This is a genomic window from Polaribacter sp. PL03 (assembly GCF_033875165.1).
GTDB lineage: Bacteria > Bacteroidota > Bacteroidia > Flavobacteriales > Flavobacteriaceae > Polaribacter.
Window position 1 is genome coordinate 38,053 of the sequence record NZ_JAWZSV010000002.1, and the last position, 26,935, is coordinate 64,987.

At 28.7% G+C, this 26,935-nt stretch carries 22 protein-coding genes; 13 read left to right on the top strand and 9 right to left on the bottom strand.

Translation table 11 applies throughout. The features are described 5' to 3' along the window. Nucleotides 1–7: 7 nt before the first annotated feature. The 3 genes from SHK09_RS03415 (at nt 8) to SHK09_RS03425 (ending at nt 4,237) form a co-directional block, all read left to right on the top strand. The gene (locus tag SHK09_RS03415) at nt 8–565 is read left to right on the top strand and encodes a DUF4331 family protein (RefSeq protein ID WP_319809378.1); all 558 of its coding nucleotides are present in this window, start codon (nt 8–10) and stop codon (nt 563–565) included. Nucleotides 566–695: 130 nt separating this feature from the next. Beyond that, nucleotides 696–1,991 carry a cell surface protein gene (locus SHK09_RS03420; protein WP_319809379.1) on the top strand — a complete coding sequence of 432 codons (1,296 nt, stop codon included), beginning with the start codon at nt 696–698 and terminating at the stop codon, nt 1,989–1,991. Between the two features lie 20 nt (nt 1,992–2,011). Further along, nucleotides 2,012–4,237, top strand: a complete 2,226-nt coding sequence (locus tag SHK09_RS03425; RefSeq protein ID WP_319809380.1) for a TonB-dependent receptor — start codon at nt 2,012–2,014, stop codon at nt 4,235–4,237. A gap of 113 nt (nt 4,238–4,350) precedes the next feature. Here the strand turns inward: SHK09_RS03425 and SHK09_RS03430 are convergent, their stop codons facing one another. The 3 genes from SHK09_RS03430 to meaB all read right to left on the bottom strand — a co-directional run bounded on the left by SHK09_RS03430 (nt 4,351) and on the right by meaB (nt 6,647). Further along, nucleotides 4,351–4,959, bottom strand: coding sequence for a MarC family protein (locus tag SHK09_RS03430; RefSeq protein ID WP_319809381.1), 609 nt, complete (start codon nt 4,957–4,959; stop codon nt 4,351–4,353). Nucleotides 4,960–4,961: 2 nt separating this feature from the next. Further along, on the bottom strand, nt 4,962–5,471 hold the full coding sequence (locus SHK09_RS03435) for a DUF3124 domain-containing protein (RefSeq protein ID WP_319809382.1): 510 nt from the start codon (nt 5,469–5,471) through the stop codon (nt 4,962–4,964). 108 nt (nt 5,472–5,579) lie between these two features. After that, entirely contained in the window at nt 5,580–6,647 is a 1,068-nt protein-coding gene (gene meaB, locus SHK09_RS03440; RefSeq protein ID WP_319809383.1) for a methylmalonyl Co-A mutase-associated GTPase MeaB, read from the bottom strand. 91 nt (nt 6,648–6,738) lie between these two features. Here meaB and SHK09_RS03445 point away from each other — a divergent pair, with 91 nt between their 5' ends. From SHK09_RS03445 to SHK09_RS03475, 7 genes are all read left to right on the top strand, one after another. Then, nucleotides 6,739–7,296 carry an RNA polymerase sigma factor gene (locus tag SHK09_RS03445; protein WP_319809384.1) on the top strand — a complete coding sequence of 186 codons (558 nt, stop codon included), beginning with the start codon at nt 6,739–6,741 and terminating at the stop codon, nt 7,294–7,296. After that, on the top strand, nt 7,280–7,837 hold the full coding sequence (locus SHK09_RS03450; RefSeq protein WP_319809385.1) for a hypothetical protein: 558 nt from the start codon (nt 7,280–7,282) through the stop codon (nt 7,835–7,837). Before SHK09_RS03445 ends, SHK09_RS03450 begins: the two co-directional genes overlap by 17 nt. Continuing rightward, a complete protein-coding gene (locus tag SHK09_RS03455; RefSeq protein ID WP_319809386.1) occupies nt 7,818–9,185 on the top strand; it encodes a hypothetical protein in 1,368 nt (455 codons plus the stop codon). Before SHK09_RS03450 ends, SHK09_RS03455 begins: the two co-directional genes overlap by 20 nt. A gap of 98 nt (nt 9,186–9,283) precedes the next feature. Next, nucleotides 9,284–10,762 carry a cysteine--tRNA ligase gene (gene cysS / locus SHK09_RS03460; RefSeq protein WP_319809387.1) on the top strand — a complete coding sequence of 493 codons (1,479 nt, stop codon included), beginning with the start codon at nt 9,284–9,286 and terminating at the stop codon, nt 10,760–10,762. A gap of 1 nt (nt 10,763) precedes the next feature. Beyond that, a complete protein-coding gene (gene yidD / locus SHK09_RS03465; protein ID WP_319809388.1) occupies nt 10,764–10,997 on the top strand; it encodes a membrane protein insertion efficiency factor YidD in 234 nt (77 codons plus the stop codon). Between the two features lie 54 nt (nt 10,998–11,051). Next, complete coding sequence (lgt, locus tag SHK09_RS03470) at nt 11,052–11,885, top strand: prolipoprotein diacylglyceryl transferase (protein ID WP_319809389.1); 834 nt, start codon at nt 11,052–11,054, stop codon at nt 11,883–11,885. A 6-nt stretch (nt 11,886–11,891) separates the two neighbouring features. Continuing rightward, the gene (locus SHK09_RS03475) at nt 11,892–12,203 is read left to right on the top strand and encodes a DUF6787 family protein (protein ID WP_319809390.1); all 312 of its coding nucleotides are present in this window, start codon (nt 11,892–11,894) and stop codon (nt 12,201–12,203) included. Here the strand turns inward: SHK09_RS03475 and SHK09_RS03480 are convergent. After that, on the bottom strand, nt 12,200–12,466 hold the full coding sequence (locus SHK09_RS03480) for a hypothetical protein (RefSeq protein ID WP_319809391.1): 267 nt from the start codon (nt 12,464–12,466) through the stop codon (nt 12,200–12,202). The two genes, SHK09_RS03475 and SHK09_RS03480, sit on opposite strands and share 4 nt — an antisense overlap. An 82-nt stretch (nt 12,467–12,548) precedes the next feature. Here SHK09_RS03480 and SHK09_RS03485 point away from each other — a divergent pair, with 82 nt between their 5' ends. Together SHK09_RS03485 and SHK09_RS03490 are read left to right on the top strand one after the other, a co-directional pair. Then, complete coding sequence (locus tag SHK09_RS03485) at nt 12,549–13,178, top strand: CoA pyrophosphatase (protein ID WP_319809392.1); 630 nt, start codon at nt 12,549–12,551, stop codon at nt 13,176–13,178. A 57-nt stretch (nt 13,179–13,235) separates the two neighbouring features. Continuing rightward, entirely contained in the window at nt 13,236–14,054 is an 819-nt protein-coding gene (locus SHK09_RS03490) for a lysophospholipid acyltransferase family protein (RefSeq protein ID WP_319809393.1), read from the top strand. Here the strand turns inward: SHK09_RS03490 and SHK09_RS03495 are convergent. From SHK09_RS03495 to SHK09_RS03505, 3 genes are all read right to left on the bottom strand, one after another. Further along, a complete protein-coding gene (locus SHK09_RS03495) occupies nt 14,051–14,548 on the bottom strand; it encodes a hypothetical protein (protein ID WP_319809394.1) in 498 nt (165 codons plus the stop codon). The two genes, SHK09_RS03490 and SHK09_RS03495, sit on opposite strands and share 4 nt — an antisense overlap. A gap of 106 nt (nt 14,549–14,654) precedes the next feature. Beyond that, nucleotides 14,655–15,650 (bottom strand): aldo/keto reductase, encoded by a 996-nt coding sequence (locus SHK09_RS03500; protein WP_319809395.1) that lies wholly within the window; start codon nt 15,648–15,650, stop codon nt 14,655–14,657. Beyond that, nucleotides 15,650–18,562: an FAD-binding and (Fe-S)-binding domain-containing protein gene (locus SHK09_RS03505; RefSeq protein ID WP_319809396.1), complete on the bottom strand. Its 2,913-nt coding sequence runs from the start codon at nt 18,560–18,562 to the stop codon at nt 15,650–15,652. The genes SHK09_RS03500 and SHK09_RS03505 overlap by 1 nt, the downstream gene beginning before the upstream one ends. A 413-nt stretch (nt 18,563–18,975) precedes the next feature. On the opposite strand from SHK09_RS03505, the gene SHK09_RS03510 reads away from it, so the two are divergent. Continuing rightward, nucleotides 18,976–20,043, top strand: coding sequence for a methyltransferase (locus tag SHK09_RS03510; protein WP_319809397.1), 1,068 nt, complete (start codon nt 18,976–18,978; stop codon nt 20,041–20,043). A 163-nt stretch (nt 20,044–20,206) separates the two neighbouring features. On the opposite strand, the gene SHK09_RS03515 is transcribed toward SHK09_RS03510, so the two are convergent. Next, nucleotides 20,207–22,414, bottom strand: coding sequence for an endonuclease MutS2 (locus SHK09_RS03515; RefSeq protein ID WP_319809398.1), 2,208 nt, complete (start codon nt 22,412–22,414; stop codon nt 20,207–20,209). Between the two features lie 274 nt (nt 22,415–22,688). Beyond that, complete coding sequence (locus SHK09_RS03520; protein ID WP_319809399.1) at nt 22,689–26,774, bottom strand: MBG domain-containing protein; 4,086 nt, start codon at nt 26,772–26,774, stop codon at nt 22,689–22,691. Nucleotides 26,775–26,935: the final 161 nt, after the last annotated feature.

Genomic DNA, 26,935 nt, shown 5'->3' on the forward strand with positions numbered 1-26,935 from the left:
AAATATCATGAAAACAAATTTTATAAAATATACAGCAGCGTTATTAATGTCTTCAATAGTATTGGTAAGTTGTAACGATAATGACAACGATATTGCTTCAATAACAACAGATTTTTCTGGAACTTATGTGCAAAAAGATCAAATGGGAAGACCAGCAGTAAATACTGTATTTGTTTCTTCTTCTAGTAAAGATGAATTTAATAGTACAATTCCTTCAGAACAAAACGCTAAGTTTCAAGCAATGTTCGAAGCAAATTTAACAGGTTTAAGTCCTGCTTATGCAAATGCGGGTGACAAAAATGCTTTAGGTTTAGATGCTGCTTCTTTTACAGGTTTACTAGCAACAGATGTATTAAATGTTTCTTTAGATGGCACAACAACTTTCTATGACGGTACAAATGTATTAACTGGTAGAGCTTTAACAGATGATGTTATTACAGTAGAATTGTTGTTAATTTTTGGTGGAGAAGACTTTACTGAAAACCCAACTTTATCTAATGATAATGTAGATGCAAATGATAAAGAGTTTTTAACAAGCTTTCCTTATTTAGCTTCACCTTGGTAGAAGTTTTTTAAACCTGGCATATTTTTGGGGGAATTTATGCCAGTGTTTAATACTATTTTCCTTTTTATTTTTTCTGACGTATTTTTTTTAAAAGATACGTCAGTTATTTAACCATCTTAAAATACAAGCAATGAAATATTTCCAACTATTTTTATTATTTGTAACTTTTTCTATCGCAACAAGTTGCAAAACATCAACAAACAAACAAATAACAAACACTAAAGATTATAACGAATTTTTAATAAGTTCAGAAAATACATCTTTAGAAAATATTCAAAAAGATTTTAATTTTTGGAAGCAAAAATTAGAGAAAACACCAAATCAATATCCTTATTACGTAAAATTAGCATCTGCAAATAATGCTATTTTTAAACTTACGGGAGAAATAGAATCACTTAAAGAAGCAGAACATAACTTAGTATTAGCAAATGAGAAAACAAGTTATAATAACGCTGGTTATTTAAGAAGTTTATCTAGAAATTATATCTCTCAACATAGATTTAAAGAATCGCTAAAATTACTTAAAAAAGCAGAGATTAACGGGCAAGACTTACAACAAACACAATTTATGTTAATTGATGTAAATCTAGAACTAGGAAATTTAGAAGAAACAGAAAAATATTTATCTAAAGTTAAGAATTTTAAAAGCTTCGATTATTTACTTAGAATTTCTAAATATAATGATCATATTGGCAACTTAAATAAAGCTATAGAGTACTTAGAGGCTTCTTTAGAAATTGCAAAATCTTCTAATAATAAGACTTTAATTCAATGGAATTATACAAATCTTGCAGATTATTACGGACATGCAGGTAGAATTAAAGATTCTTATAATTCATATATAAAAGCCTTAAAATTAAATGCTAACGATAGTTATGCAAAAAAAGGAATTGCTTGGATTGTGTATTCTTATGAAAGAAACCCACAAGAAGCATTAAGAATTTTAGAAACAGTAACAAAAGAGAATAAAGCACCAGATTACCATTTGTTAAAAGCAGAGATTTTAGAGTTTATGGGGAATTTAGAAGAAAAAGAAAAAGAAATAAAGAAATATTTAGTAAAAGTTTCTGATAAAAATTACGGAGTAATGTATCATAAATATGATGTTTTACTATATGCAGATGACGCTACTAAAAGTTCTAAAGCTTTAGAAATTGCAGCACAAGAAGTTTCTGAAAGACCAACAGCACAGTCTTATGATTTATTAGCTTGGTCATATTTAAAAAACGGACAAAAAGAAAAGGCTTTAGAAATTTCTAAAAAACATGTAATTAACAAAACCTTTGAACCTGAAGCATTATTACATACTGCTTATATTTTAAAAGCAAATGGTAGAATAGAAGATGCTATTAAATTAAAAGAAGATTTAATTGAAAGTATATATGAATTAGGGCCTTTAACAGAAAGTGAAATTAAAAATATTTAAATTCTCCAAAAAAAATAAAAATGAAAAATAAATTCATACTATTTATTCTTTTTGTAGCTAGTTTACAAACGTCTAGTCAGGATTTTAAAGGACGTGTTTTAGATGTATTTAATAGACCAATTGAAAACGCATATGTTTTTAATGTAAGTTCTAATTCGCATACTCACACAGATTTAAATGGAAATTTTAAAGTCGCCAATTCAAAAATAGGAAATACAATTCAAATAGGTATTTTGGGGTTTCAAAAGCAAGAAATTATTCTTACTAAAGCTAATTTTAAAGACTTTGTAATTCTCTTAGAAACTAAGATATTTCAATTAGAAGAACTTGTTTTACGTAAAGAAATAAATGCTTTGCAAACAATTTCTAAGATAGATTTACAGGTGAATCCTGTTAATAATTCTCAAGAAATTTTAAGAAAAGTACCTGGTTTAATTATTGGACAACATGCAGGAGGCGGTAAAGCAGAACAGATATTTTTACGTGGTTTCGATATAGATCACGGTACAGATATTACGCTTTCTGTAGACGGAATGCCTATTAATATGGTTTCTCATGCACATGGGCAAGGATATAGCGATTTGCACTTTATGATTCCAGAAACTATTCAAAAAATAGATTTTGGTAAAGGACCTTATTATTCAAATCAAGGTGATTTTAATACAGCTGGTTATGTTAATTTTTCGACTAAAAACAGTATTCAGAAAAACAAAGTTTCTTTAGAAGTAGGGCAATTTAACTCTTTAAGAACGTTGGGTATGTTTAATCTTTTAGAAAACAAGAAAGATGAAGACGCCTATGTTGCTATAGAATATATTTCTAATGACGGTCCTTTCGAGTCTCCTCAAAACTTTAATAGAGTAAACCTTTTTGGTAAGTATAATACTTTTATTAATGGAACAGATAGAGTTAGTTTAACAGCATCGCATTTTACAAGTAGTTGGGACGCATCCGGACAAATACCAGAAAGAGAGGTTAAAAACGGGAATATAAATAGATTTGGAGCAATAGATGATACAGAAGGAGGGACTACTTCTAGAACAAATTTTAATATTCAATTAAATAAAACATTATCAGAAGAATCAATATTAAAAACCAATGTTTTTTATTCTAAGTATAATTTTGAATTGTTTTCTAATTTTACATTCTTTTTAGAAGATCCTATTAACGGAGATCAAATTAAACAATTTGAAAATAGAGATATTTTTGGAGCAAATGCACAAATAATTTCAAATAAAGAATTTGGAGATGTAGAGGCTAAATTTACAAAAGGAGCAGGTTTTCGTTATGATTTAATAAATGATATCGAACTTTCACACACAAAAAACAGAAAAGAAGTTATTGAAAGAATACAATTAGGAGACGTAAAACAAACAAATATGTATGCGTTTTTTAATTCTGAATTTGAATTAGGGAAATTTAAAATTTCGCCAGCAGTTCGTTTAGATTATTTTAAATTTATTTATAATGATGCTTTAAAAACAAATTTTGAAACCTTAACTAAAAGTAAAATAATTGCGACCCCAAAGTTGAATTTTTTATATTCACAAAACGATAATTTACAATGGTTTATAAAATCTGGTATTGGTTTCCATTCTAATGATACAAGGGTGGTTTTACAACAAAATGCAGATAAAATATTACCTAAGGCTTATGGTTTAGATTTTGGTAATATCTGGAAACCTACTAAAAACATGGTTTTAAGTACAGCAGTTTGGTATTTATTATCTGAAGAAGAGTTTGTTTATGTTGGTGATGCTGGTATTGTAGAACCTTCTGGTGAATCTGAGCGTTTTGGATTTGATCTTGGTGTTAGATATCAATTTACAGATTGGTTGTATTTTAATACAGATTTAAATTATACAAAAGCAAGAAGTTTAGAAAACATTAGTGGAGAAGATTACATTCCTTTAGCACCAGATTTTACAATGGTTGGTGGTTTGTCTGTTTCTAATTTAGGTAATTTTTCTGGAGGTTTACAATATAGATATATAGACGATAGACCTGCAAATGAAGATAATTCGATTGTTGCAGAAGGTTATTTTATAGCAGATTTTAACATCAATTATAAAATGAACGATATTACTTTAGGTATTGCAATAGAAAATATTTTTGATGTTTCTTGGAATGAAACTCAATTTGCAACAGAATCTAGATTACAAAATGAACCTAATTCAGTAGAAGAAATTCATTTTACACCAGGAACACCATTTTTTGCAAAAGCGAGTATTAGCTATACATTTTAAAATATATAAAAATCTTAACCATGTTTGTTTTGGTTGATTTTAGTTGGATGAAATGCCTGTTACGTTATGTAACAGGCATTTTAATTTTATATAATAAGGTATAGAAGCTTAAATTATTTAGTAAAATAACTACTAATTCCGCTTAAAATACTTTGTACAGCATAAGCAGCAAGAATTAATCCCATAATTTTACTAATAACAGTAATTCCGTAATTACCAATTCTTTTTTGTAGATGGTTAGCCGTTAAGAGAATTAAGCAAGTAATTCCTATAACTACTAAAACTAAACCAGTTGTTATAGCTTGTTGTTGTATAGAATAAATATGATTATCTGTCATTAAAACAACACCCATAATTGCACCAGGAGAAGCAATAGAAGGTATTGCAATAGGAAAAATAGTTACGTGTTTGTAATCTGTAATTCCTTTTTTTTCTTGCTCAGGTTTACCGTCTCCAAAAACCATTGTTAGGGCAAAAAGGAATAATATAACACCTCCAGAAATTTGAAAAGCATCTAACGAAACAGACATTCCTTCTAAAATTAATTGCCCAATAACAATAAAAAATAAAAGAATTAAAAAAGCAATTATGCTAGCTCTTAAAGCAACTTTCTTTTTGTGTTTTAAATCTAATTCTTTTGTAGCTTCTAAATAAACGGGTATAGAACCTATAGGATCTATTACAGCAAAAATGAAAAATATTTTAGTTAAAATTTCTATCATATTTATTTAATTCTTTTTGCTTGTGTTGTAAAAGATAAACCTTGTTGGCCCATTGTAGAAGTCATAACACCTTCAAATAAAGGTTCAGAAGCGTTTTTAGGAATTTTCCATTCGAAAATAAAATTAGAACCTGTTCCGCCAGAAACATCAATTTCATCAATAATTATTTCTGTAGTTTCCATTGGTGCTAAGAAAATAGGAAAGTCAAAATATTTTCTAATTGATTTACCATGCGTGTCAAAATATTCTGCTTTTAAAATATAAATAGAATCTAAATCACTTGTATTTCTTAAACTTATCATAGCAGTAAGATTGTGCTTTTTATGTTCAGACATACTGTAGATTTGCGAATAAATAGAAAGGTAAGATTTACCATATTCTAAAGAATCTTTATTGCTAATATTAATAGTTCTTTTTCCCCAGTTTTCTCTGTTTATAGAACTAATCTCTTTCTTTTCATTACAACTAAAAAGTAAAATACTAAGAGTAATTGTTAAGATTTTTAGTTTCATGTGAAGCTGTTTTTTTATGGTAAATAAAATAGATTTTATAGAAAAGTTTTCTTTTTAAAACTCTTTTGCGAAGTTATCTATTAATAGATGTTGTAACAAGCTAAATTATTATAAATCTAACAAACGTTTTGCTGCATTAAAAGGTGTTGTTTTTCCGTTTTCTAGGTTTAGAATTTCTTTTTCTAAAGCATTTTTAACTTTTATATTCTGATAAAAATTAGCCTTAAGTTGCTGTTCTATTGTAGATAATAACCAAAATTTGTTTTGTTCATTTCTTTTCTTGCTAAAATAAGAATTCTCTTTAGTTAAAGAAATGTATTCTGTAATCATTTTATCTATTTCTAAAATTCCTGAGTTATGTAAAGCACTTGCTGTTAATACTTTTGGTTGCCATTTACTATCTTTTAAAGGATACAAATGTAATGCTCTGTTAAATTCTACTTTGGCAATTTTTGCATTTTGTTTGTTTTCTCCATCGGCTTTATTAATAACAATAGCATCTGCCATTTCTATAATTCCGCGTTTTATTCCTTGTAGTTCATCTCCTGCGCCGGCTAACTTCAATAATAAAAAAAAATCTACCATAGAGTGTACTACGGTTTCAGATTGACCAACACCAACTGTTTCAATAATAATAGTATCGAAACCAGCAGCTTCACAAAGAATAATACTTTCTCTAGTTTTTTGAGCAACACCGCCTAAAGAAGTACCAGAAGGAGAAGGTCTAATAAATGCATTTTTATCAGTTACCAATTCTTCCATTCTTGTTTTATCGCCTAAAATAGACCCTTTATTTACAGAGCTACTTGGGTCTACAGCTAAAACGGCAACTTTTCTTCCTAAAGAAGTTAGGTGTTTACCAAAAGTTTCTATGAAAGTACTTTTTCCAACTCCTGGAACACCAGTAATACCAATTCTTATAGCGTTATTTGCATATGGTAAACAAGAGTCTAAGATTTCATTTGCCTTTTGTTGATGTTTTGCATTCGTGCTCTCAACTAAGGTAATTGCTTTACTTAAAAAAGTAATATTTCCTTTTAATATTCTAGTTACAAACTCATTAACAGAGTTTTGTTTCGCTCTACTTAATTTTATTTTTTCCGCAGAAGATTTACTAGTAGTTTCTGGTTGTGAAACGCCATCTTTTTCGTGTAATGCAGAAGGTTTTTTATTCATTGTAAAAGTTAATATGTAAATTTAAAGATAAATTTTTACAATTTTTGCAACACTTCGAAAAATGTATCGTCTTTAGAGTAAGAAAGAAGTAATGAAGCCAACCAAACAATTACATCAACCTATAATTAATTTATGCAAAAACAATTGTGCAAAGTCGCAAATGCAATTGTATAATTTGTATTGCAATGCAATGTTGTTGGTTGCAAATAGATATGTAAAAGACAGGTTTCTGGCAGAAGATGTTATGCAAGACGCTTTTATTAAGGCTTTTAAAAATATCGATTCATATAAAAATGAAGTTGCTTTTGGTGCTTGGTTAAAAAAAATAGTAATTAACCAAAGTATAGATCAATTAAAGAAAAATAAATTAGAATTGGTTTCTATAAATGAAGAGGTTGTAGCAATAGAAGAAGAAGATGATTGGAGTGTTGAGAGCACTATTTTGGTCGATGAAATTGTAGCTGAAATTTATAATCTAAAAGAAAAGTACCGGTTAGTTTTAACCTTATATTTATTAGAAGGCTATGATCATCAAGAAATTTCTGAAATATTAAACATTACAGAAAACACCTCTAGAACTCAATTATTAAGAGGGAAAAATGTATTAAAAGAACAGCTTAAAGACACTAGTTATGCAGCAAGATATTAGAGATTCTGTAAAGGATTTTAAAGAAAATAAAATAGAATTATCTGCAAATCATTTCAATAAATTTGAGGCTTTGTTAGAAAAGGAATTACATCAACAAAAACCTAAAAAGAAAAATTTTAAATGGCTTTCTATTGCAGCGTCTGTAGTTTTACTTATTAGTTTGGGAGTCAAGTTTTATCCAACAGAAAATATAGAAATACCAGTAAAAGAAGTTAAAGAAATTAGTTTAGGTAGTGTTTCACCAGAATTTGAAACCATAGAAAAGTATTATAAGAATAGTATTAGTTTAGAAATTAGTCAGTTAGAAATGACAGACGGAAACAAAGAAATAATAGATAATTATTTAATTAAAATAACAGAATTAACAGAAGAATACAAGTCATTAACGCTAGAGCTCAATGAAAACGGGGTTAATGATGCAACAATAGATGCATTAATACGTAATTTACAATTACGCTTACAGTTGCTAAAACGCTTAAAAAAGCAATTAAAACAACTTAAAAATTTAAACAAAACACAAAATGAAACACAAATTATATAAAAAAGTTTTTACTGGTATTGCAATCTGTTTCTTAGGAACAGCTTTTGCGCAAAAGTTTGATAAAAAATTTACAGAGAATTTTAAAGTAAATAAAGATGTAGAAATTGTAATAAATGCATCAAATTCAGATATAAATGTAACTACTTGGTCAAAAAATGAAGTACAAGTAGAAGCTTATATAGAAATAGAAGGATTCTCTAAAAGAGAAGCAGAAGAGTATTTCGAAAAATGGAATTTTGAAGCTTTAGGAAATAATAAAAAAGTAAGTATTACTTCTAAAGGCGGTAATTTTTCTCAATTAAAAAATGATATTGTATTTTTTGATAACATGAACTTTAATATGGTAATACCAGAAATAGAAATGCCAGATTTTGATGCTATCGAAATACCAGATATGAATTTTGACTTCGATTTTGATTCTTTAGACTCTATTGAAGAGAAAATGGTAAAAGAAGGTAAATACACTTTTGAATATCATAATGATGATGAACATATCATTATAAAATCTAAAAAGGAATGGGATAAATTCAAAAAAAGCAAAAAGTATCTTGTTATAAAAAAAGATCTTAAAAAGACAGGTTTAAGAGTTAAAAAGGATTTAGAAAACTCTAGAAAACAAATGAAAAGTATTAATAAACAACAAATTAAAAATGCTTTAGAAGAGGCGAGACTTCAAATTAAAAATATAGATACAGAGCAAATTAGAATAGGTCTGTTAAAAGCTAAAGAAGTTTTAAAAAACATGAATTTTAGTTTTAGAGGAAAAACAAACGACCTTACTATTAATGGTAAAAAAGTTAAAATTAAAAAGAGAATAGAAATTAAAGTTCCTAAAGGAGCCACATTTAACTTAAATACACGCCATTGTAAAGTAATATTACCAGACACAGTAGCTTCTGGTAATGTAGAATATGGCACATTTAAAGCAAATGATTTGCTAGGAGGTAGGCTTACTGTTGCTTATTCGCCAGTAACTATTAACAGTTTAAATGCGTGTACTTTATTCTTAAATAATGTAACTGATGCTAAAATAGCATCAGTTACAAATACTATTATTAGTAATAATTCATCTAACATAGAGTTACTAAAAATATATAATAATGTAAGTATTTTAGATAAGTTTGGTAAGCTTAAAGTAGATAGTTTTAGTGATAATTTTGGTGAATTCACTTTAAACTTAAGTAATTCTGAAGCAGTCTTAAGCTTTGGCAATGTGCCTTCTAAAATTACTTACAATGTAAATAAAGTTAATTTAAATAACCTACGTTCTAAAGATTTTAAAAATTTAGAGACTACTAAAAATCTTTTAAAAGTTAAAGGAGAATATAGCAGTATTATAATTAAGTAATTTTATTAACTCTTTTTTAAGGAAACTTCACTCAAATTCCATTTCTCTATTCTTTTTAAAGTGCCTATCTTTATCGGCTGTAATAATGCACTTTTTTAATGGAACGCTACAAAGAAAATCAATTGAAAGTATATAATTCTCTATCTAAAAAGAAAGAGGATTTTAAACCAATAACAGAAGGTTACGTAGGCATGTATGTTTGCGGCCCAACTGTATATAGTAATGCACATCTAGGAAACGTAAGAACTTTTATGTTTTTCGATGTTGTATATAGATATTTACTACATTTAGGTTATAAAGTACGTTATGTACGTAATATTACAGACGCTGGTCATTTAGAAAATGATGCAGAAGAAGGTGAAGATAAAATAGCTGTAAAAGCACGTTTAGAGCAAATTGAACCAATGGAAGTTGTACAGCGTTATACTGTAGATTTTCATAATGTACTTAAAAACTATAATTTTTTACCACCAAGTATAGAACCTACAGCAACCGGTCATATTGTTGAGCAAATTGAAATGATTAAAGAAATCATCGAAAAAGGTTTTGGGTACGAAGTAAATGGTTCTGTTTATTTTGATGTACATAAGTATAATGAAAAAGAAAACTACGGAATCCTTTCAGGAAGAAAAGTAGAAGATTTATTACACAATACAAGAACTTTAGACGGGCAATCAGACAAGAAAAACCCACAAGATTTTGCACTTTGGAAAAAAGCAGATGAGCGCCATATTATGCGTTGGCCTTCTCCTTGGAGTGATGGTTTTCCTGGTTGGCATCTAGAATGTTCTGTAATGAGTACAAAATACCTTGGAGAAAGTTTTGATATTCATGGTGGTGGAATGGATTTAAAATTTCCACATCACGAATGTGAAATAGCACAGTCTAAAACATGTAGTGGTGTAACTCCTGTTAATTATTGGATGCATACAAACATGCTTTCTTTAAATGGCCAGCGAATGGCAAAATCTACAGGGAATTTTATTTTACCTAATGAAATTTTATCTGGTGAGAATGATATTTTACCTAAAGCATTTTCTGCAAGTGTGGTTCGTTTCTTTAACATGCAAGCTAATTATAGAAGTATTTTAGATTTTTCTGGTGAAGCTTTAGAAGCATCTGAAAAAGGACATGCTAAATTGATGGAAGCGGTTAATTTTTTAGATAAAATAGAAGCTAGTAAAACATCTACTTTTAGTGTTAAAGATTGGACAGCCAATTGTTACGCAGCAATGAATGACGATTTTAACACACCAATTTTAGTTTCTCATTTATTTGAAGCAGTAAAAGTTATCAATCAGATAAAAGAGGAAAAAGCAAGTTTAACTGCAGATGACTTAGCAATTCTTAAAGAAACTTTAAATGCTATGGTTTTTGATGTTTTAGGTTTGATGAATGAAAATTCTAAAGACAATTCAGAAAAAATAAATGGAGTAGTAGCGTTGTTAATTAAGCTAAGAAAAGAAGCTAGAGAAAATAAAGATTGGTCGTTGTCAGATCAAATTAGAGATGAGTTAATTGCATTAGGAATTCAATTAAAAGACGGTAAAGATGGTACAACATTTTCAGTAAGTTAGATTGAAAAAAATAATATCATATCCGTTTATTCTGTTGGTTCGTTTTTATCAAACTGCAATTTCGCCTTTTACACCGGCAACTTGCAGATACAGTCCAACATGCTCTCATTATACCATAGAAGCATTACAAAAACATGGTTTGTTTTCTGGTGGTTGGTTGGCTTTAAAAAGGATATTTAGTTGTCATCCTTGGGGCGGAAGTGGTTATGATCCTGTACCAGAAAAGAAAAAATAAATATAATTAAAGTTATAAATAATTTTTGAATCATTTAATTATTCAATAAATAATATGAGTTTTTTAGCAATAGAGTGGAATCCTTCTTTAGGAATAGATTTAGGTTTTTTTGTAATTCGTTGGTATAGTTTAATGTTTGTAGCCGCATTCTTGTTAGGCTTGCGTTTCATGAAAAAAATCTATATAGAAGATAAAATTCCTGTAGAAAAAATGGATCCATTATTTATGTACGTTTTTCTTTCTATGTTAATAGGAATGCGTTTAGGAGATGTCTTTTTTTATAGTTGGGATTATTATCAGAATAACCTATTAGAGATATTTCTACCATTCAAAAAATCTGCTGAAGGCTGGAAGTTTACAGGTTTTACTGGTTTTGCAAGTCATGGTGCAGCAATTGGTATTCCTATTGCAATGTATTTTTATGCAAAGAAGCATTTACAGAAACCTTGGTTGTTTATTTTAGATAGATTAGCTATAATGGTTGCTCTTGCAGGTTTTTTTATACGTTTTGGTAACTTTTTTAATTCAGAAATTTACGGAAAAGAAACCGGTTCTAGTTTTGGTGTAATCTTTAAAGCTGCAGGAGAAACTGCCGCAAGACACCCAACGCAATTATATGAAGCCTTTAGTTATTTGGCCTTGTTTTTTGTAATGTGGCATTTATATTGGAAAACAAACAAGAAACAGCAAATTGGTTTCCTTTTTGGTTTATTTATGGTTGTTCTTTGGTCTTTACGTTTTGTAATAGAATTTTTAAAAGAACCACAAGTACAAAAAAGAGGAGAAGAATGGATTTTTAGTCCTTTAAATACTGGGCAAGTTTTAAGTATTCCGTTAGTATTAATTGGAGTTTATTTAATGTTGAGAAAATCAAAAAAAGTAGCTTAGATTTTTATGGAAAAATTAAAACAACGTTGGGGTATAGAAAATAACTGGTCTATAATTGCCATTTTTATAGTTTTTGCAATTAACGGTTCTTTTGCTACTTGGGTTGCAAAACCTATTACTAATTTTTTAGGATTAAACCCAGAAACCATTTCTGGTTTTATTTATTGGCCTTTAAGAATTTTACTTATATTCCCTATTTATCAACTTACTCTACCTATTATTGGTTGGGTTTTTGGTCAGTTTAAGTTTTTCTGGGCTTTCGAGAAAAAATTCTTAAGTAGATTAGGTTTGGGTTTTTTGTTTAATAAGGAAGATTAGTTTTCTATTAATTCTTCATTTTTCCTTTTGTTTATTACATAGCTATAAACCCACATTATTGTAAATGTTGGTATAATATCTAAAGGAAGAATTTCTTCTAAAAAAGAGACAATACCTGCTACTTTACCTTCTTTTCCCTTGTACATTTTGGTCATAATGTAACCAGATAAAGGTGCCCAAATAACATCTAAAAACGGAACTGGAATAAGGCCAATAACATCTAAGACAATACTTGCTACTAATTTTTTGTATTTATTATTCATACTATATCTTATTCAAAATTCTTGCCAAAAAATATAGATTTTGTTTAGAATTCAATAATTTAGCTAAAAATACTCTTTTCAGGTGAAATTTAATCAATTTAAAAACAAAATAGCATCATTTAAAACAAAGGAATTAGGTGGTTTAAGTGCACAATTTAGATTAGCACCAGAATTACGTTTAAAATATGATACAGACAAAATAAAAGCGAATAACCCTAGAAAAGCCGCTGTTTTAGCTCTTTTTTATCCTAATGAAAAAGAGGAGGCTATGTTTGTATTAACTGAAAGAGCAAGCTACAAAGGCACACATTCTGCACAAATAAGTTTTCCAGGTGGAAAAAATGATAAAACGGATAAAAACTTAGAAGAAACAGCATTAAGAGAAGCTTTTGAAGAAGTTGGTGTGATACCAAAAAAAGTAGAAATTATTAGAGAATTAACAGATGTTTACATTCCGCCAAGTAATTTTTTAGCAACTCCTTTTATTGGTTTTGTTGATGAAAAACCTACATTTATAACTAATTATGAGGTTGAAACAACAATAGAAGTTTTAGTAGAAGATTTATTGAATGAAACTTCTTTATCTACTGTGAATTTAACCACTTCTTACATGACTAATGTAGATGTACCGTGCTTTAAACTAAATGGTTATGTTGTTTGGGGGGCAACGGCAATGATGCTATCAGAAATTAAAGAACTTTTAAAGTATTAATTTTTGTGATTTCTTTTGTAAATTTGTTTTTAATCAAGTACTTAAACATAACTAATAATGCCTTTATTTAAAAGAAATCCTTTTGGTCATATTTTATTTTTAAAAAAGATGATTATTAGAATTTTTGGATTAATCTCTCACGGAAGATATCGTAAGTTTAATAATTTACAGATTGAAGGATCTGAGATTTTAAGAAATTTACCAGATAAAAATGTATTATTTATCTCGAATCATCAAACATATTTTGCAGATGTAGCAGCGATGTTTCATGTATTTAACGCTTCTTTAAGCGGTAGAGATGATTCTATTAAGAATGTTGGTTACATTTGGCACCCAAAATTAAATATTTATTTTGTTGCTGCTGGTGAAACTATGAAATCTGGTTTGTTACCTAAAATATTTGCTTATGCAGGTTCTGTTTCTATAGATAGAACATGGCGTAGTGCTGGTAAAAATGTTAACAGGCAAGTTAAAAATTCTGATATTTCTAATATTCAAAAAGCAATAAAAGATGGTTGGGTAATTACATTTCCTCAAGGAACAACAACACCTTTTAAGCCAATTAGAAGAGGAACAGCTCATATTATTAAAACATGTAAACCCGTTGTAGTACCAATTGTTATAGATGGTTTTAGACGTTCTTTTGATAAAAAAGGATTAAGTATTAAAAAACGTAATGTCTTACAATCTATGGTTATTAAAGAGCCGTTAGAAATTGACTATGAAAATGACGAAATTTCAGACATTGTTACTAAAATTGAATTTGCTATTGAGCAGCACCCTTCTTTCTTAAAAGTTTTATCTGTTAAAGAATTAGAAGAACTTACAGAACAAGAAGAAGAATTAAATAAGAAACGTGAGTTTTGGAGTTCTTAACGTTTTTTAATCTTAAATAAATTTACTTCTAGACCTATAAAAAAACTATAGCGATGTTGTAAATCGTTGTAAAGTAACTTTAAATCTGTTCTTTGTGTAATTTGATTTAACGCACTAATTCTTACGCGATTGCTAATTAAATATTCTATTTGTAAGGAAGCAGACCAACTAAACATATTTTTACCCGTTCTGTGTATAGATCCAGCTCCTATAGTAGGAGTTATATGAATGTTTTTACTGTCGAAAAGAGTTGTAAAGGTAAAGCCAGTAAACCCACCAAATCTAGAATATTGGTCTTTTAACATAGCTTTTTCGTATTCTAAACCATGTATAAAATAGCCTATTTTTTGTTCTCTAGCTTCATATTTTGTACGAATTATGTAATTTAATGTGCCTGCATCATTTCCTATTTTATCACCAAAAACTAATAATTTTAAGTCTTGGTGAAAAGAAACATTTACTGCGTTTTGAGCACATGTAAAAATACTAATCATCGAAAATATTAAGAAAAAGAGGAGGGAATTTTTCTTTCTAAATATCAAAGTAATTTTTTTAAGTACTTAAATATAAGAATTATTTTTGGATTATCTTAGGGTATAACTACGTGTTTTTTAAAATTGCATCTATTTTAATTATTTCAGCCTCAGAAAACTTAGTGTTTTCTATAGCTTTTATACTATCTAAAATTTGAGAAGTCTTACTAGCTCCAATAAGAACAGAAGTAATTCTATCATCTTTTAAGATCCAAGAAATGGCCATTTGAGCTAAATTCTGATTTCTACTTTTAGCAACTTTATTTAATGCTTTAATTTGAGGTAGCATTTCCATTACTTTATTCGACTTTAAATAACGACCATCTTTTACAGCTCTCGAATCTTTTGGCAGTCCGTTTATGTATTTATCGGTTAGCATTCCTTGTGCCAGAGGAGAAAAACAAATGGCTCCAACTCCAGAATTTCCTAATAAATCTAACAATCCATTTTCAATCCAACGGTCAAATAAACTATATCTTGGTTGATGAATTAAACAAGGTGTTCCTAAATCTTTTAATATTTTAAAAGCTTCTTTTGCTCTTTCTGGTCTGTAATTAGAAAGACCAACATACAATGCTTTTCCTTGTTTTACTATTAAATCTAAAGCACCCATAGTTTCCGCTAAAGGCGTGTCGTTATCTGGTCTGTGGTGATAAAAAATATCTACATAATCTAACTTCATTCTTTTTAAACTTTGGTCTAAACTTGAAACTAAATATTTCTTAGACCCAAAATTTCCATAAGGACCTTCCCACATATCATAACCGGCTTTCGATGAAATTATGATTTCATCTCTATATTTTTTGAAATCTTTTTTTAAAATTTTTCCAAATGTAGTTTCAGCAGAACCATAAGGAGGGCCATAATTATTGGCTAAATCAAAATGTGTAATTCCGTTATCGAACGCACATTTTAATAAGTCTCTTGCATTGTCAAAATCATCATTTTCACCAAAATTATGCCATAAACCCAACGAAAGTTCAGGTAAAAGCAAACCGCTATTTCCTGTTCTTCTGTAGTTCATTTTATTGTATCGGTCTGAGTTTGCTTTGTATTTTGCCATTATACTAATGCTTCTTTTAATATAGTTATTGGATGTTTTGCTATACGTTTTGTTCCATCAAAAATTTGATGTCTACAACTTGTTCCTGCAGCCACAATTTGGGTTTCTTTTGGTGTGTTTCTTATTTTTGGAAATAAAGTATCTTCTCCAACTTGCATAGAAACTTTATAGTGTTCTTTTTCATATCCAAAAGAACCTGCCATTCCGCAACAACCAGAATTGATAATAGTTACCGAGTAATTTGTTGGAATATTTAAAATTTGAAAACTAGCATGCGTACTAGACAATGCTTTTTGATGACAATGTCCGTGAATTTTTAAAGTCTTAGCTTCCGAGGTAAATTGAGAACTGTTTACATTTCCTTTTTCTAATTCTTTTGCCAAAAACTCTTCAAAAGTAAAACTATTTTTCGCAATTTTTTCTGCAGATGCTTTATCATCAGCTAAACGAATATATTCATCTCTAAAACCTAAAATAGCAGAAGGTTCTATACCTATTAAAGGAGTTTCATCTGTAATAATATCTTTAAAAATTGCAACATTATTGTTACAAATTGCTTTGGCTTCTTTTAAGAAACCTTTAGAAATATGACTTCTTCCGCTTTCATCATGTTTTACTGTTTTTACTTCGTAACCTAATTTTTCAAGTAAAATAACAGCATCTTGTCCAATTTCAGCATCGTAAAAATTAGTAAATTCATCATTAAATAAATAAACTGCTTTTTTAGGCTTTTCAACTGTAATAGAAGCAACAAAGTGTTTCTTTAACCAACTTTCTAAAGTCTGATTCGCTAATTTAGGCACTGAACGTTCTACCGCAACTCCTAAAACCTTTTTAGCTAGTGTAGAATTGGTAAAAAAGTTTGTAATCGAAGGCGCTATACTTCCTAATTTATTGTACTTGGCATTATTTGCAAACATTTTATTTCTAAAAGAATATCCGTTTGCTTCTTGATATTGATATAAAAACTCTGCTTTCATTGTTGCAATATCTACATTACTTGGGCATTCTGTAGCACAAGCCTTACAGCTTAAACATAGATCGAAAACTTGTTTTAATTCTTTATGATTAAATTTATTTGCTTCTGTTGAATTTGTTAAGAATTCACGTAAAGTATTTGCCCTTGCTCTTGTAGTGTCTTTTTCGTCTTTGGTAGCTCTGTAACTAGGGCACATCGTTCCGCCAGCTTCTACTGGTTTTCTACAATCTCCGGTGCCATTACATTTTTCTGCAAGTTTTAAAATTCCTTCACTATCAGAAAAATCTTGAATGGTTTTAATTTCAGGCTCTTTTCTATCAATTTCATATCGAAGATTTTTATCCATAGAAAAAGCATCTGTAATTTTTCCTTGGTTAAAAACATTGTTTGGGTCAAAAGCCTTTTTAACTCGTCTTAATAACTGGTAGTTTTTATCACCAATCATTAAAGGAATAAACTCTGCACGCACAATTCCGTCTCCGTGTTCACCAGAAAAAGAACCTTTATATTTTTTAACTAACTCAGCCGTTTCGGTGGTAATTTTTCTAAATAAAACAACGTCTTCTTGCTTCTTTAAATTCAAAATGGGACGTAAATGTAATTCACCAGCGCCAGCATGTGCATAATAGACTGCATTTTGCTTGTATTTAGCCATAATTTGAGTGAATTCCTCAATATAATTTGGCAGATCCTCTAAAGCAACTGCAGTATCTTCTATACAAGCAACTGCTTTATTATCTCCCACAATATTACCCAAAGCACCTAAACCTGCTTTACGTAAATAATGCACTTTAGCAATATCTGCTCCGTATACTTTAGGATGATGATATCCGAAATTGTTTTTTTCTAAATCTGCAATTAATTTATCTGCTAAAATCTCTGTTTCTTCAATAGTGTTTGCAGAAACTTCTAACATTAAAACAGCTTCTGGATCTCCTTGTAAAAAGAACCTGTTTTTTGCCAATTCTCTATTGTTTTTAGTACAATCTAAAATGGTTTTATCCATCAATTCACAATTATATAAATTGTGATTCATACCAATTACAGTAGCATTTAAACTTTCGTTTACACTCTTAAAATGGGTACAAACCATAATACTTTCCTTTGGAGGTAAAGCATCTAATTGTAAGGTGATAGACGTAGAAAAAGCCAATGTACCTTCACTTCCTGCTAATAGTTTTGCAACATTTATAGTTTTTGAAGTTCCACCGAATAAATCTGATTTTAACAACTCATCAACCGCATAACCGGTGCATCTTCTATGAATACTTTCTTTAGGGAATTCATTTTTTATTTCTTCCTGATTCTCAACAATAGAGAGTTCATCAAAAAGACTTTTGTATATTTTTCCTTCCTTTGTGTTTTCTTTTGTTTTTTTAATGAAATCTGCCGAAGATATTTCTTTAAAAACTGCAGTGCTTCCATCACTTAAAATAGCATCAATTTCTAATACTTTATCACGTGTAACTCCGTATTTTATAGAAGTACTACCAGATGAATTATTACCAACCATTCCGCCCATCATACATCGGTTAGAAGTAGATGTATTTGGTCCGAAAAACAAACCAAAAGGTTTTAAATAAACATTTAAAGAATCTCTAACAATACCTGGTTGTAGGGAAATTGTCTTTGCTTTTTCATCAAAAGCAATAATATTGGTAAAATGTTTCGAAACATCTACTACAAGTCCGTCTCCAACACATTGTCCCGCTAAAGAAGTTCCGGCAGTTCTTGGTATTAAAGTAATCTTATTTTTTGTAGCAAAGTCAATTAAAGTTATTAAGTCTTTTTTATCCTTTGGAAAAGCAACTGCTAAAGGAATTTTACGATACACAGAAGCGTCTGTAGCATATAAAGTTTTATGTAAATTATCGAAAAGTACATCTCCAGAAAGTGAATTATGAAGTTGTTCTAAAACAGCGTTTTTAATCATTTTGTTGTGTAAATAAGTATTCTTAAAACAAATATCTGAATAAAAAACTCAATTTAAACCCTTAAAAAACTTCTTTCACTATTTTTATTGATTCTATAAAATTTAGTTTAAAATATTGAGATTTTGAGAAGTAAAGAAATGATTCCTATAAATTGATGCTATTTACTTGAATAGCCAATTTAATAGGTTTTTAAAAGTATCTTTGCAAAATAGTATTTAGTATATTATTTAAAGAGATAGTTTCGCCGGTTTTAGCGAATTTATAGCATTTTAGCTAAGTTCTCTAATTTAAAAGCTAAAACAAGCAAAGAACTTAATGTATTATTTGCTACTAAATACTTTTAAGCTTATTTTAAACACACGATTTTGCAAGTCTCATTAGTTTGCAAAACGTTATAATATAAAGTTAATAGATGAATTCTGATATACAAATAAATATACCAACACCAGCTATTCCTGGAGATGACTTAATTAAGTTTGAAAGTACAACAGATGTAAGAGAAACAATTTACGCAATGAAAGAAGGTAAATCTGTTTTAATTACTGAATTTTATAGCAATGGAATGTTACTTTTAAAAGAGTTGCACAAGCATTTAAAAAATAGATTACCAAATAAAACGTTTTCAGAACAACGTGCATATAGAGCAGAATACCATCAATTGTCTAATCAGATTTTAGTAAAGATTAAAAAACAAGAAGTTGCTTTAAAAAAAGCACCTAGTATTGGTTGGTTAGAAAAACTATATCCAGATAATAATAGTTTTTTCTTAACGTTTCCACAAGTACAAGGGCTTAATAGTGCGTGGCAATGGTATAAAAACGGAATTAAGGTACCTGTTTTAAGAAATAAAATACATCCTTTTTATGGTACTTATTTCCCTACACGTTTCGATCATTTAATATTGTTCGATAATTGGTTAAAACGTTACGATGGTGCTAAAAAAACGGCAATAGATATTGGTATTGGTAGTGGTGTACTTTCTTTTCAGATGATACAACATGGTTTTCAGAAAGTTTTTGGTACAGATACAAACCCAAATGCAATTGTTGGTTTAAAAGAGTTTATGGGAGACACAAAATTGTCTCGTAAAATCGATCTAATCTATGGAAACCTTTTTGGCAACATAGAAAAAGAAACAGAATTAATTGTTTTTAATCCACCTTGGTTACCAGCACATACTAGTGTAGAAAATATAGATGAAGCTATTTATTATAATAAAAATTTATTTCCTAAGTTTTTTGCTGAAGCAAATAATAGATTATCTAAAGACGGAAAATTGGTTATCTTATTTTCTAATTTAGCAGAAATTACAAATGTTTCTAAAGAACACCCAATTGAAAAAGAATTGGCGAAAGGAATTCGTTTTAAATTAGAAAAATGTTTAAAGAAAACTGTAAAGACTTCTTCGGATAAAACCAAACGAAATGCAAATTGGCGTGCTGCAGAAGAAGTACAACTTTGGATTTTGACTAAAGTATAATTTAAGAATACTTTTAAATATATAAAAAAAAATAGGGAAGTTTTACTTCTCTATTTTTTTTTATGGCATAATTTAGGTTTTACTTTTCTTTAATTGAATGTTAATTTAATTCCTTATAAAATTATTCTTGTACCTACTTATGTTTTCCACTATTATCTATAAACTATTTTTTAACTTTTTCTACCAATTCTAAATTATTTACAGATGTTTTTGTAGTAAAAATTCCGTAATTTATAGTTACACTTTTCTTGTCTATTTTATCTATTGTACCTACAGAATTAGAATCTTTAATACGCACTCTGTCGTTAATTTGATAATTGTAAGCTGCTTTTTCCTCTGCTATTTTAACATCAGCAATTTTCTTTTCTTTTCTAACCTCTACAACCTTTTGCAAAACCTCTTTTTCTACTTTTTTAATTACCTCTTGCATTTGTTTTTCAACAACTTTAGCTTTTTGTTTCTGAGATTTTGTTTTGGGGTTTATAGGATTTTTCTTGGCATATTTTACCTTTTCATCCACAACCCATTTATTAAAGTTAGTATTTAACTCTTTCTTGTTATTATTCTGAAAGTATTTGTTTAGAAACTCGTTAATTTTTCTTCCCAAAGAAAGCATTCTTTGGTTATTATCATACAATTCTTGAAAACCAGCTAGTTTAGACTGTATTTTATCTTCTTTCTCCTGTAAGCTTTCTAAATGCTCTTGTCCTTTAGATTTCTGTTTTTCTAAATTATCTGAGTTTCTTTGTAGTTTTGTTCTTTCCTTTTGAAGTCTAGAAATAGTTTTATCTAAACGTACTTTTTCTGTATCTACCCGTTTTTTTGCTTTATTTATCAAACTAAACGGAATTCCATTTTTTTGAGCAACTTCAAAGGTAAAAGAACTACCAGCTTGCCCAATAAACAATTTATATAAAGGTTCTAAAGAACGCTCATCGAACTGCATATTTGCATTGGTAACATTTTCTAATTCGTTTGCCAATACTTTTAAGTTAGAGTAGTGGGTTGTAATAATACCAAACGCTTTTTTATTGTAAAATTCTTCTAAGAAGATTTCTGCCAAAGCACCACCTAATTCGGGGTCAGATCCCGTACCAAATTCATCAATTAAAAACAAGGTACTTTCCCCACATCTGCGTAAAAAATTACGCATGTTTTTTAAACGATAACTATAGGTGCTTAATTGGTTTTCTATCGATTGGTTATCTCCAATATCTGTTAAAATAGTATCAAAAATATAGGTTTGACTGCGTTCATCTACCGGAATTAAAACTCCACTTTGTAGCATTAACTGCAATAAACCAATCGTTTTTAACGTAATACTTTTTCCACCAGCATTTGGGCCAGAAATAACTATAATTTGTTGTTTCTCGTTTAACTCTATAGACTGTGAAATTGTTTTTACTTTTTGGGCATTATTTTTTCGCCATAAAATAGGGTGTACAGCATCTTTAAAATAAATTCTCTTCTCTTTTGTTATTTTTGGCAAAATAGCGTTCATTTCTCGCGCGTATTTTGCTTTTGCACCAATTACATCTGTGTGTACTAAAAAGGCTAAATATTCCTCTAAAAGTGGTGTAAAAGGACGAATAGTTTCTGCTAAAGCACGTAATATTTTAATTACTTCTTGTTTTTCTTCATATACCAAATTCTGAAACTCTCTGCTATATGCTAATGTTGCTTGTGGTGCAATATAAACTATGTTACCAGATTTAGAAGCACCTAATAAACTACCAGCAACTTTTCTTCTGTACATAGCAGAAACTGCTAAAACACGCTGATTATCTACTACTGTTTCTTTAATATCATCTAAATAACCAGAGGAAATAGAAGAGGAGAGAGCACTAGAAAAGCTAGCACCAATTTTACCACGAATATTATTAATATCTCTTCTAATTTGTTTTAAAGTAGAAGACGCGTTATTTTTAACTTCACCAGAAATATCGATAATTTTCTTAATTTCATCATCTACATAAGTAGTGAATTCTATTTTTTGAGAAAGTTCGAAAAATGTAGGGAACTGCACTTTAAATTTCTTGAAAAACTTAATTAATTCATTTACTGTTAAAGAAGTAGTTGCAATTTTTAAAAAAGCTTCTGTTTCTATAAAACTATTTTCTATAGCAAGTCGTTTTACACTTTCTGTAACATTATCATAGCCATGATTTGGTATTCTATTCTCACTTTGAAAAGAAGATAGGTATTCATTTACCAAATACAACTCTGTAAAAAGCTGTTTTCTGCTTTCTATTGGCTGAATTTCTCGTACGCTTTCTTTTCCTAAACCAGAAATACAATGTTCTGCAACATGCTGTAAAACGGTAGAAAACTCTAAATCTTGTAATGTTTTTTCTGAAATATTAGTGCTCAACAATAAGGTTTTTTAGTTATAGCAAATTTATAAATTCTTTTCGTTTGGTTTTAGAAACAAGCACTCTTTTTTTATTGTTCTTTTTAATATAAACATCTTTTCAAAAGAAGTTATTTTTTGAAGACTTAAAGTATGAAGTTTATGAAGTTAAAAAAGTTGTTTTTTTGTGTTTTTATAAATGTTAAGAGCTTATACTTTGCTAATAGTATAAGCTCTAACAATAATTACTAAACGGAGATTAAATTAGTAACTTTATGAAGTTTTAGAAAAGGTTTTACAGTTTAATTATTTTTTTAATGCCAATTCCTTTATCTGTTTCAATCTTAATAAAATATATGCCTGTTGGCAAATTAGAAATATTTGTTTTTTGTTTAAGGATTACATTTTTTATGATTTTACCTTGTACATTATAAAGGCTAAATTTGTTTACAATAATGTTATTATTTACTTTTATTACTAATATATCTCTAACAGGATTAGGATATATTGTTAGGTTTTTATCAAGAAAATCGGAAGCTAAACCTGCCGTTGAAGAAATAGTAAAAATACCTTCTGTAAAAGTTTCTAAATAATTATTACTAACAAATAAAGTGCCTTTTTGTATAGCATAGGTACCTAGTGTTTCTCCTGAAACTCTGTTGATATTTCCAGTAAAAACATCTCCATTTACTAAAGCACCACTGGTAATATGATAGGTTAAGTTTGGGTCTGAATCTCCTATAGATTTTGTTACATTATCTGCTAAAATACTTATTAACCTTTTGCTAACACTTAAATTTCCATTTATAAAAATTAAAGAATAGTTGTTGTCTGCACCATTAGTAAACAATATATCATAAGAACCAATATTAGAATTTTGTGTAGCAACAGAAGAAATTATTGGTTCTTCATCTAAAATAGTTACATCTTCTCCGTTTACAAAACCAGAATATTGGAATGTATATGTTGGGTTTGCATCTCCGTAAATTCGTGAAAAACTATCTGCAGTAACTGTTAAATTAGCTTTATTAATTGTTAAAGTAATGTCTTTAGAACCATGAGCATACATATTATTTTCTGTTGTAGTGGCTCTAATTGTTATTGTTGCAGCATCGCCAATGTTTATAAGGTTGTTATTTGTGCCAATTATTGAAGTTCCGTTTGCGTTACCTTCTATGGTATAAATAATTTCGCCTGTAGAATCTGAAGTAGCACTTAATAGAAAATCTGAATCTCCATAAGTTTTTGAAATATCTGTAAAATTTATAGTTGGTACTATAAGTGCATTGGTTGTAAAAGTTTCTAAATTACCATAATTAATACCTGCAGAGTTTATAGCATAAGATTTAAATGAGTATTGTGTATTTGGTATTAAATTGGTTATAGAATTACTAAAAGCTCCAATACCTGTTCCGTTATTTAATTTTATAACATCGGTTCCATCAATTTCTGGGTTACCATTATTACTGGTTATTGTATATACAATTCCTCTTTCTGTAACTAATGCACCACCATTGGTAGAAATATTACCTGCCAAATCTGCGCTAGTTTGGGTAATGTTATTTGCAGTAGTGGTTGTTAAGGAAGCAATTCTAGTTAATTGGGTTGTTGCAGTGTTTGTTATTATTGGAGCATTATAATCAAAATAAATATAAGAAGTATTTTCTGCAACATCGCTTAAGCTAAAAGTACTTTTTGGTTTTATTTTGAAGAAAACCCAACCATGACTTTCGGGTTCATTAGATAAACTATCTGCTAAATGAATGTTTTCAAAAATAAATTCAACTTTATTACCTTCTTCTATAGAAGTTCTATAATTATGGCTTGCAGAAACAGGGGTAAAAGTAGACCAATCTAAATCTGCATCTAATTCATTTTTCACAACAATATTTATAGCAGAAGCGGTTCCTGTATTTTGAAAACGAACTCTATAATTTAAAAAATTAGGAACTTCGATAGCATCTATATAATCTCCTTCAAAACAAACAATATCATTAGGGTCATAAGAATTTACTACTATTTCTGTAAACGTACTTGTATTATCCGTTGGGTTAACATCTGTATCTGAACTAGTAATATTACTTGTATATACTATTAAATCACCTCCGTTTACAGGATTTGTTGCAGCAACAGGTGTGTTGATGTTAAAAATTACATCTATATAACCTTTATCAAAAGGAAGTAAGTTCGTATAGTTCCAAGTTAATAATGTACTTGTTTGTGCATCAGGAACAATACTTGCATTTAGAAAACTAAGTTGATTATCTGGAAAGGCTAAATCTACTGTACCAGATAAAGTACTAGAACCTATGTTTTCATAATAAACTCTTACAGAAGTATCAAAACCAGGTCTAGCTTCTGTAGTTGGTATTACTGTAATTTTCACATCATTTACAACTTGATTTGCTGTAATACAAAAATCGATTACTTCTGTATTGCCAGAACCTGTAAAATTGGTTGTTTTTGTGTTTGGAGTTACAGAAAAGAAAGAAGGAAAATTAGGAATGATTTCTGTATTTACATCTGTATCATTAATATATATTGTGTAAGAACCATCTGAAGAACTAAAAGAAGAAGCACTTACATTTGTACTTGCGCTATTAATTCTTGTATTAACAGATTTTGTATCTGTAGCATCGCAACCATCATTATTAAAATCGTAAGATATAGTACCTGTTATTGTATTAGAATTTACAGGAACAAAAGAACAATATTGTGTGAAGTTTGTATTTGAATCTATTCCATTAGTTAAGTTTCCAGCAGCTACTAATGCATCGTCTACACAAATAGCATCTAGGTTAGCATTATTTTTAGCATTAAAAGTTGTTGTACCAGAAAAGATGCTAGAATAGTATCTTAAAGAATTAGAATTTCCATTTTTAAGATTTAAAGATGTTAATAAATTATTGTTACAATAAATTGCACTCAAATTAGAAAAACTAGATAAATCTAATTCTGTTAGTAAATTTCCAGAGCAATATAAACTAGTTAACGTATTTGTAGTTGTTGTATTGATATCAGTTAATAAGTTATTTGAGCAACTTAAGTAATTTAAAGAAGTGTTAGATAAGGTATTTAAAGATGCTAATTGATTATTATCACAACGTAATGTTTGTAAGCTTAAATTTTGAGATACATCTAATAAAGGTAAAAGATTATTACCTATGTTTACAGTTACCAAACCAGTTTGTGGAGCTAAATTAATAACAGCTAATTGGTTGTTATGAATTTCTAAAGTTTTTAAAGTAATAGAATTTGGTAATGTTAAACTAGTTAAAAGGTTATTAAAAGCCTTTAGAGTTATTAACCCAGTAACGTTAGTTGTATTTAATGTTGTAAGTTTATTAGATGTTGTTTCTATTGTTAACAAGGTACTTGTAACTGGTAATGTTAGATTTGTTAATAAATTTGAGCTTGAGTTAAGTGTTACAAGTTCTGTAGCAATCGATGTATCTAAATTTGTTAATTTGTTATTTTGACATAATAAGTTAGTTAGTGTTGTAGTATTTGGTAACTGTAAATTAGTTAGTAAATTGTTATTTGTAGCTACTGAAATTAAATTAATATTATTCGTTAGATCTAAAGAACTTATTTTATTTTGATAACACTTTAAAGTTTGTAGAGCTATACTAGTTGATGTGTCTAAAGTAACTAATAGGTTTTGTTTACAATTAAGTGTTTTTAATTGTGGTGTATTATTTAGGTTTAAATTACTTAAAGTACAATTGTCTGCTTTTAATGTATTAAGATTTATATGATTAGATAAATCTAAAGTGGTTAAACTATAATTATAATTTACATTTAAGACTTCTAAAGCGTTTGTATTTGTTAAGTTTATACTAGTTAAAGAGTTACTTGATCCATTTATATTAGTTAAAGCAGTTTGATTTGTAAGATCTAATGATGTTATGTAATTTTCATTAAAAATTAAAGTTTGTAAAGTTCCACTGTTGGGAAGTATAAGGCTAGAAATACCACTATTATTAATACTGCCCATTTGATTAATATTAGAAGAACAATCTAAATAAGTTAGTTTTGTTAATGCAGAAACATCTAAACTTGTTAAATCGTTTTGTTTACATGTTAATGAGGTTAAATTTTTAAAAGCTTCAATACCTGTGAAATTTGAAATACCAATAGTACCACCACCTCCGAAAGGATCCATAGGATCATTCATTATAGATTCTTGATAATAAGAAACATCTAATGTAGTAACAGCCAAAGCTTCTATAAATGAAATTTGGTTATCGTTATTAATATCAATAGAAGGTGAGTAGTTTAACAAAACTTGTTTAAATTCATAGCTTGGTATTACTACATTTTGACACAAGATGCCACTAGATATAAAAGTGAAGACAATTGCAAGTAGTTTTAGTTTCATAATTTTAGTTTATAGTTTTTCAAAGTTAATTTTACCGTTTAGAAATGTATAGAGGAAAAACACTCTTTTTTATTAAGGGAAAACACATAACAAAAAATAATAGCCACTTTTATATTATAGTATAAAAAAAGCTCCATGTTATAATAACATGGAGCTTTAGT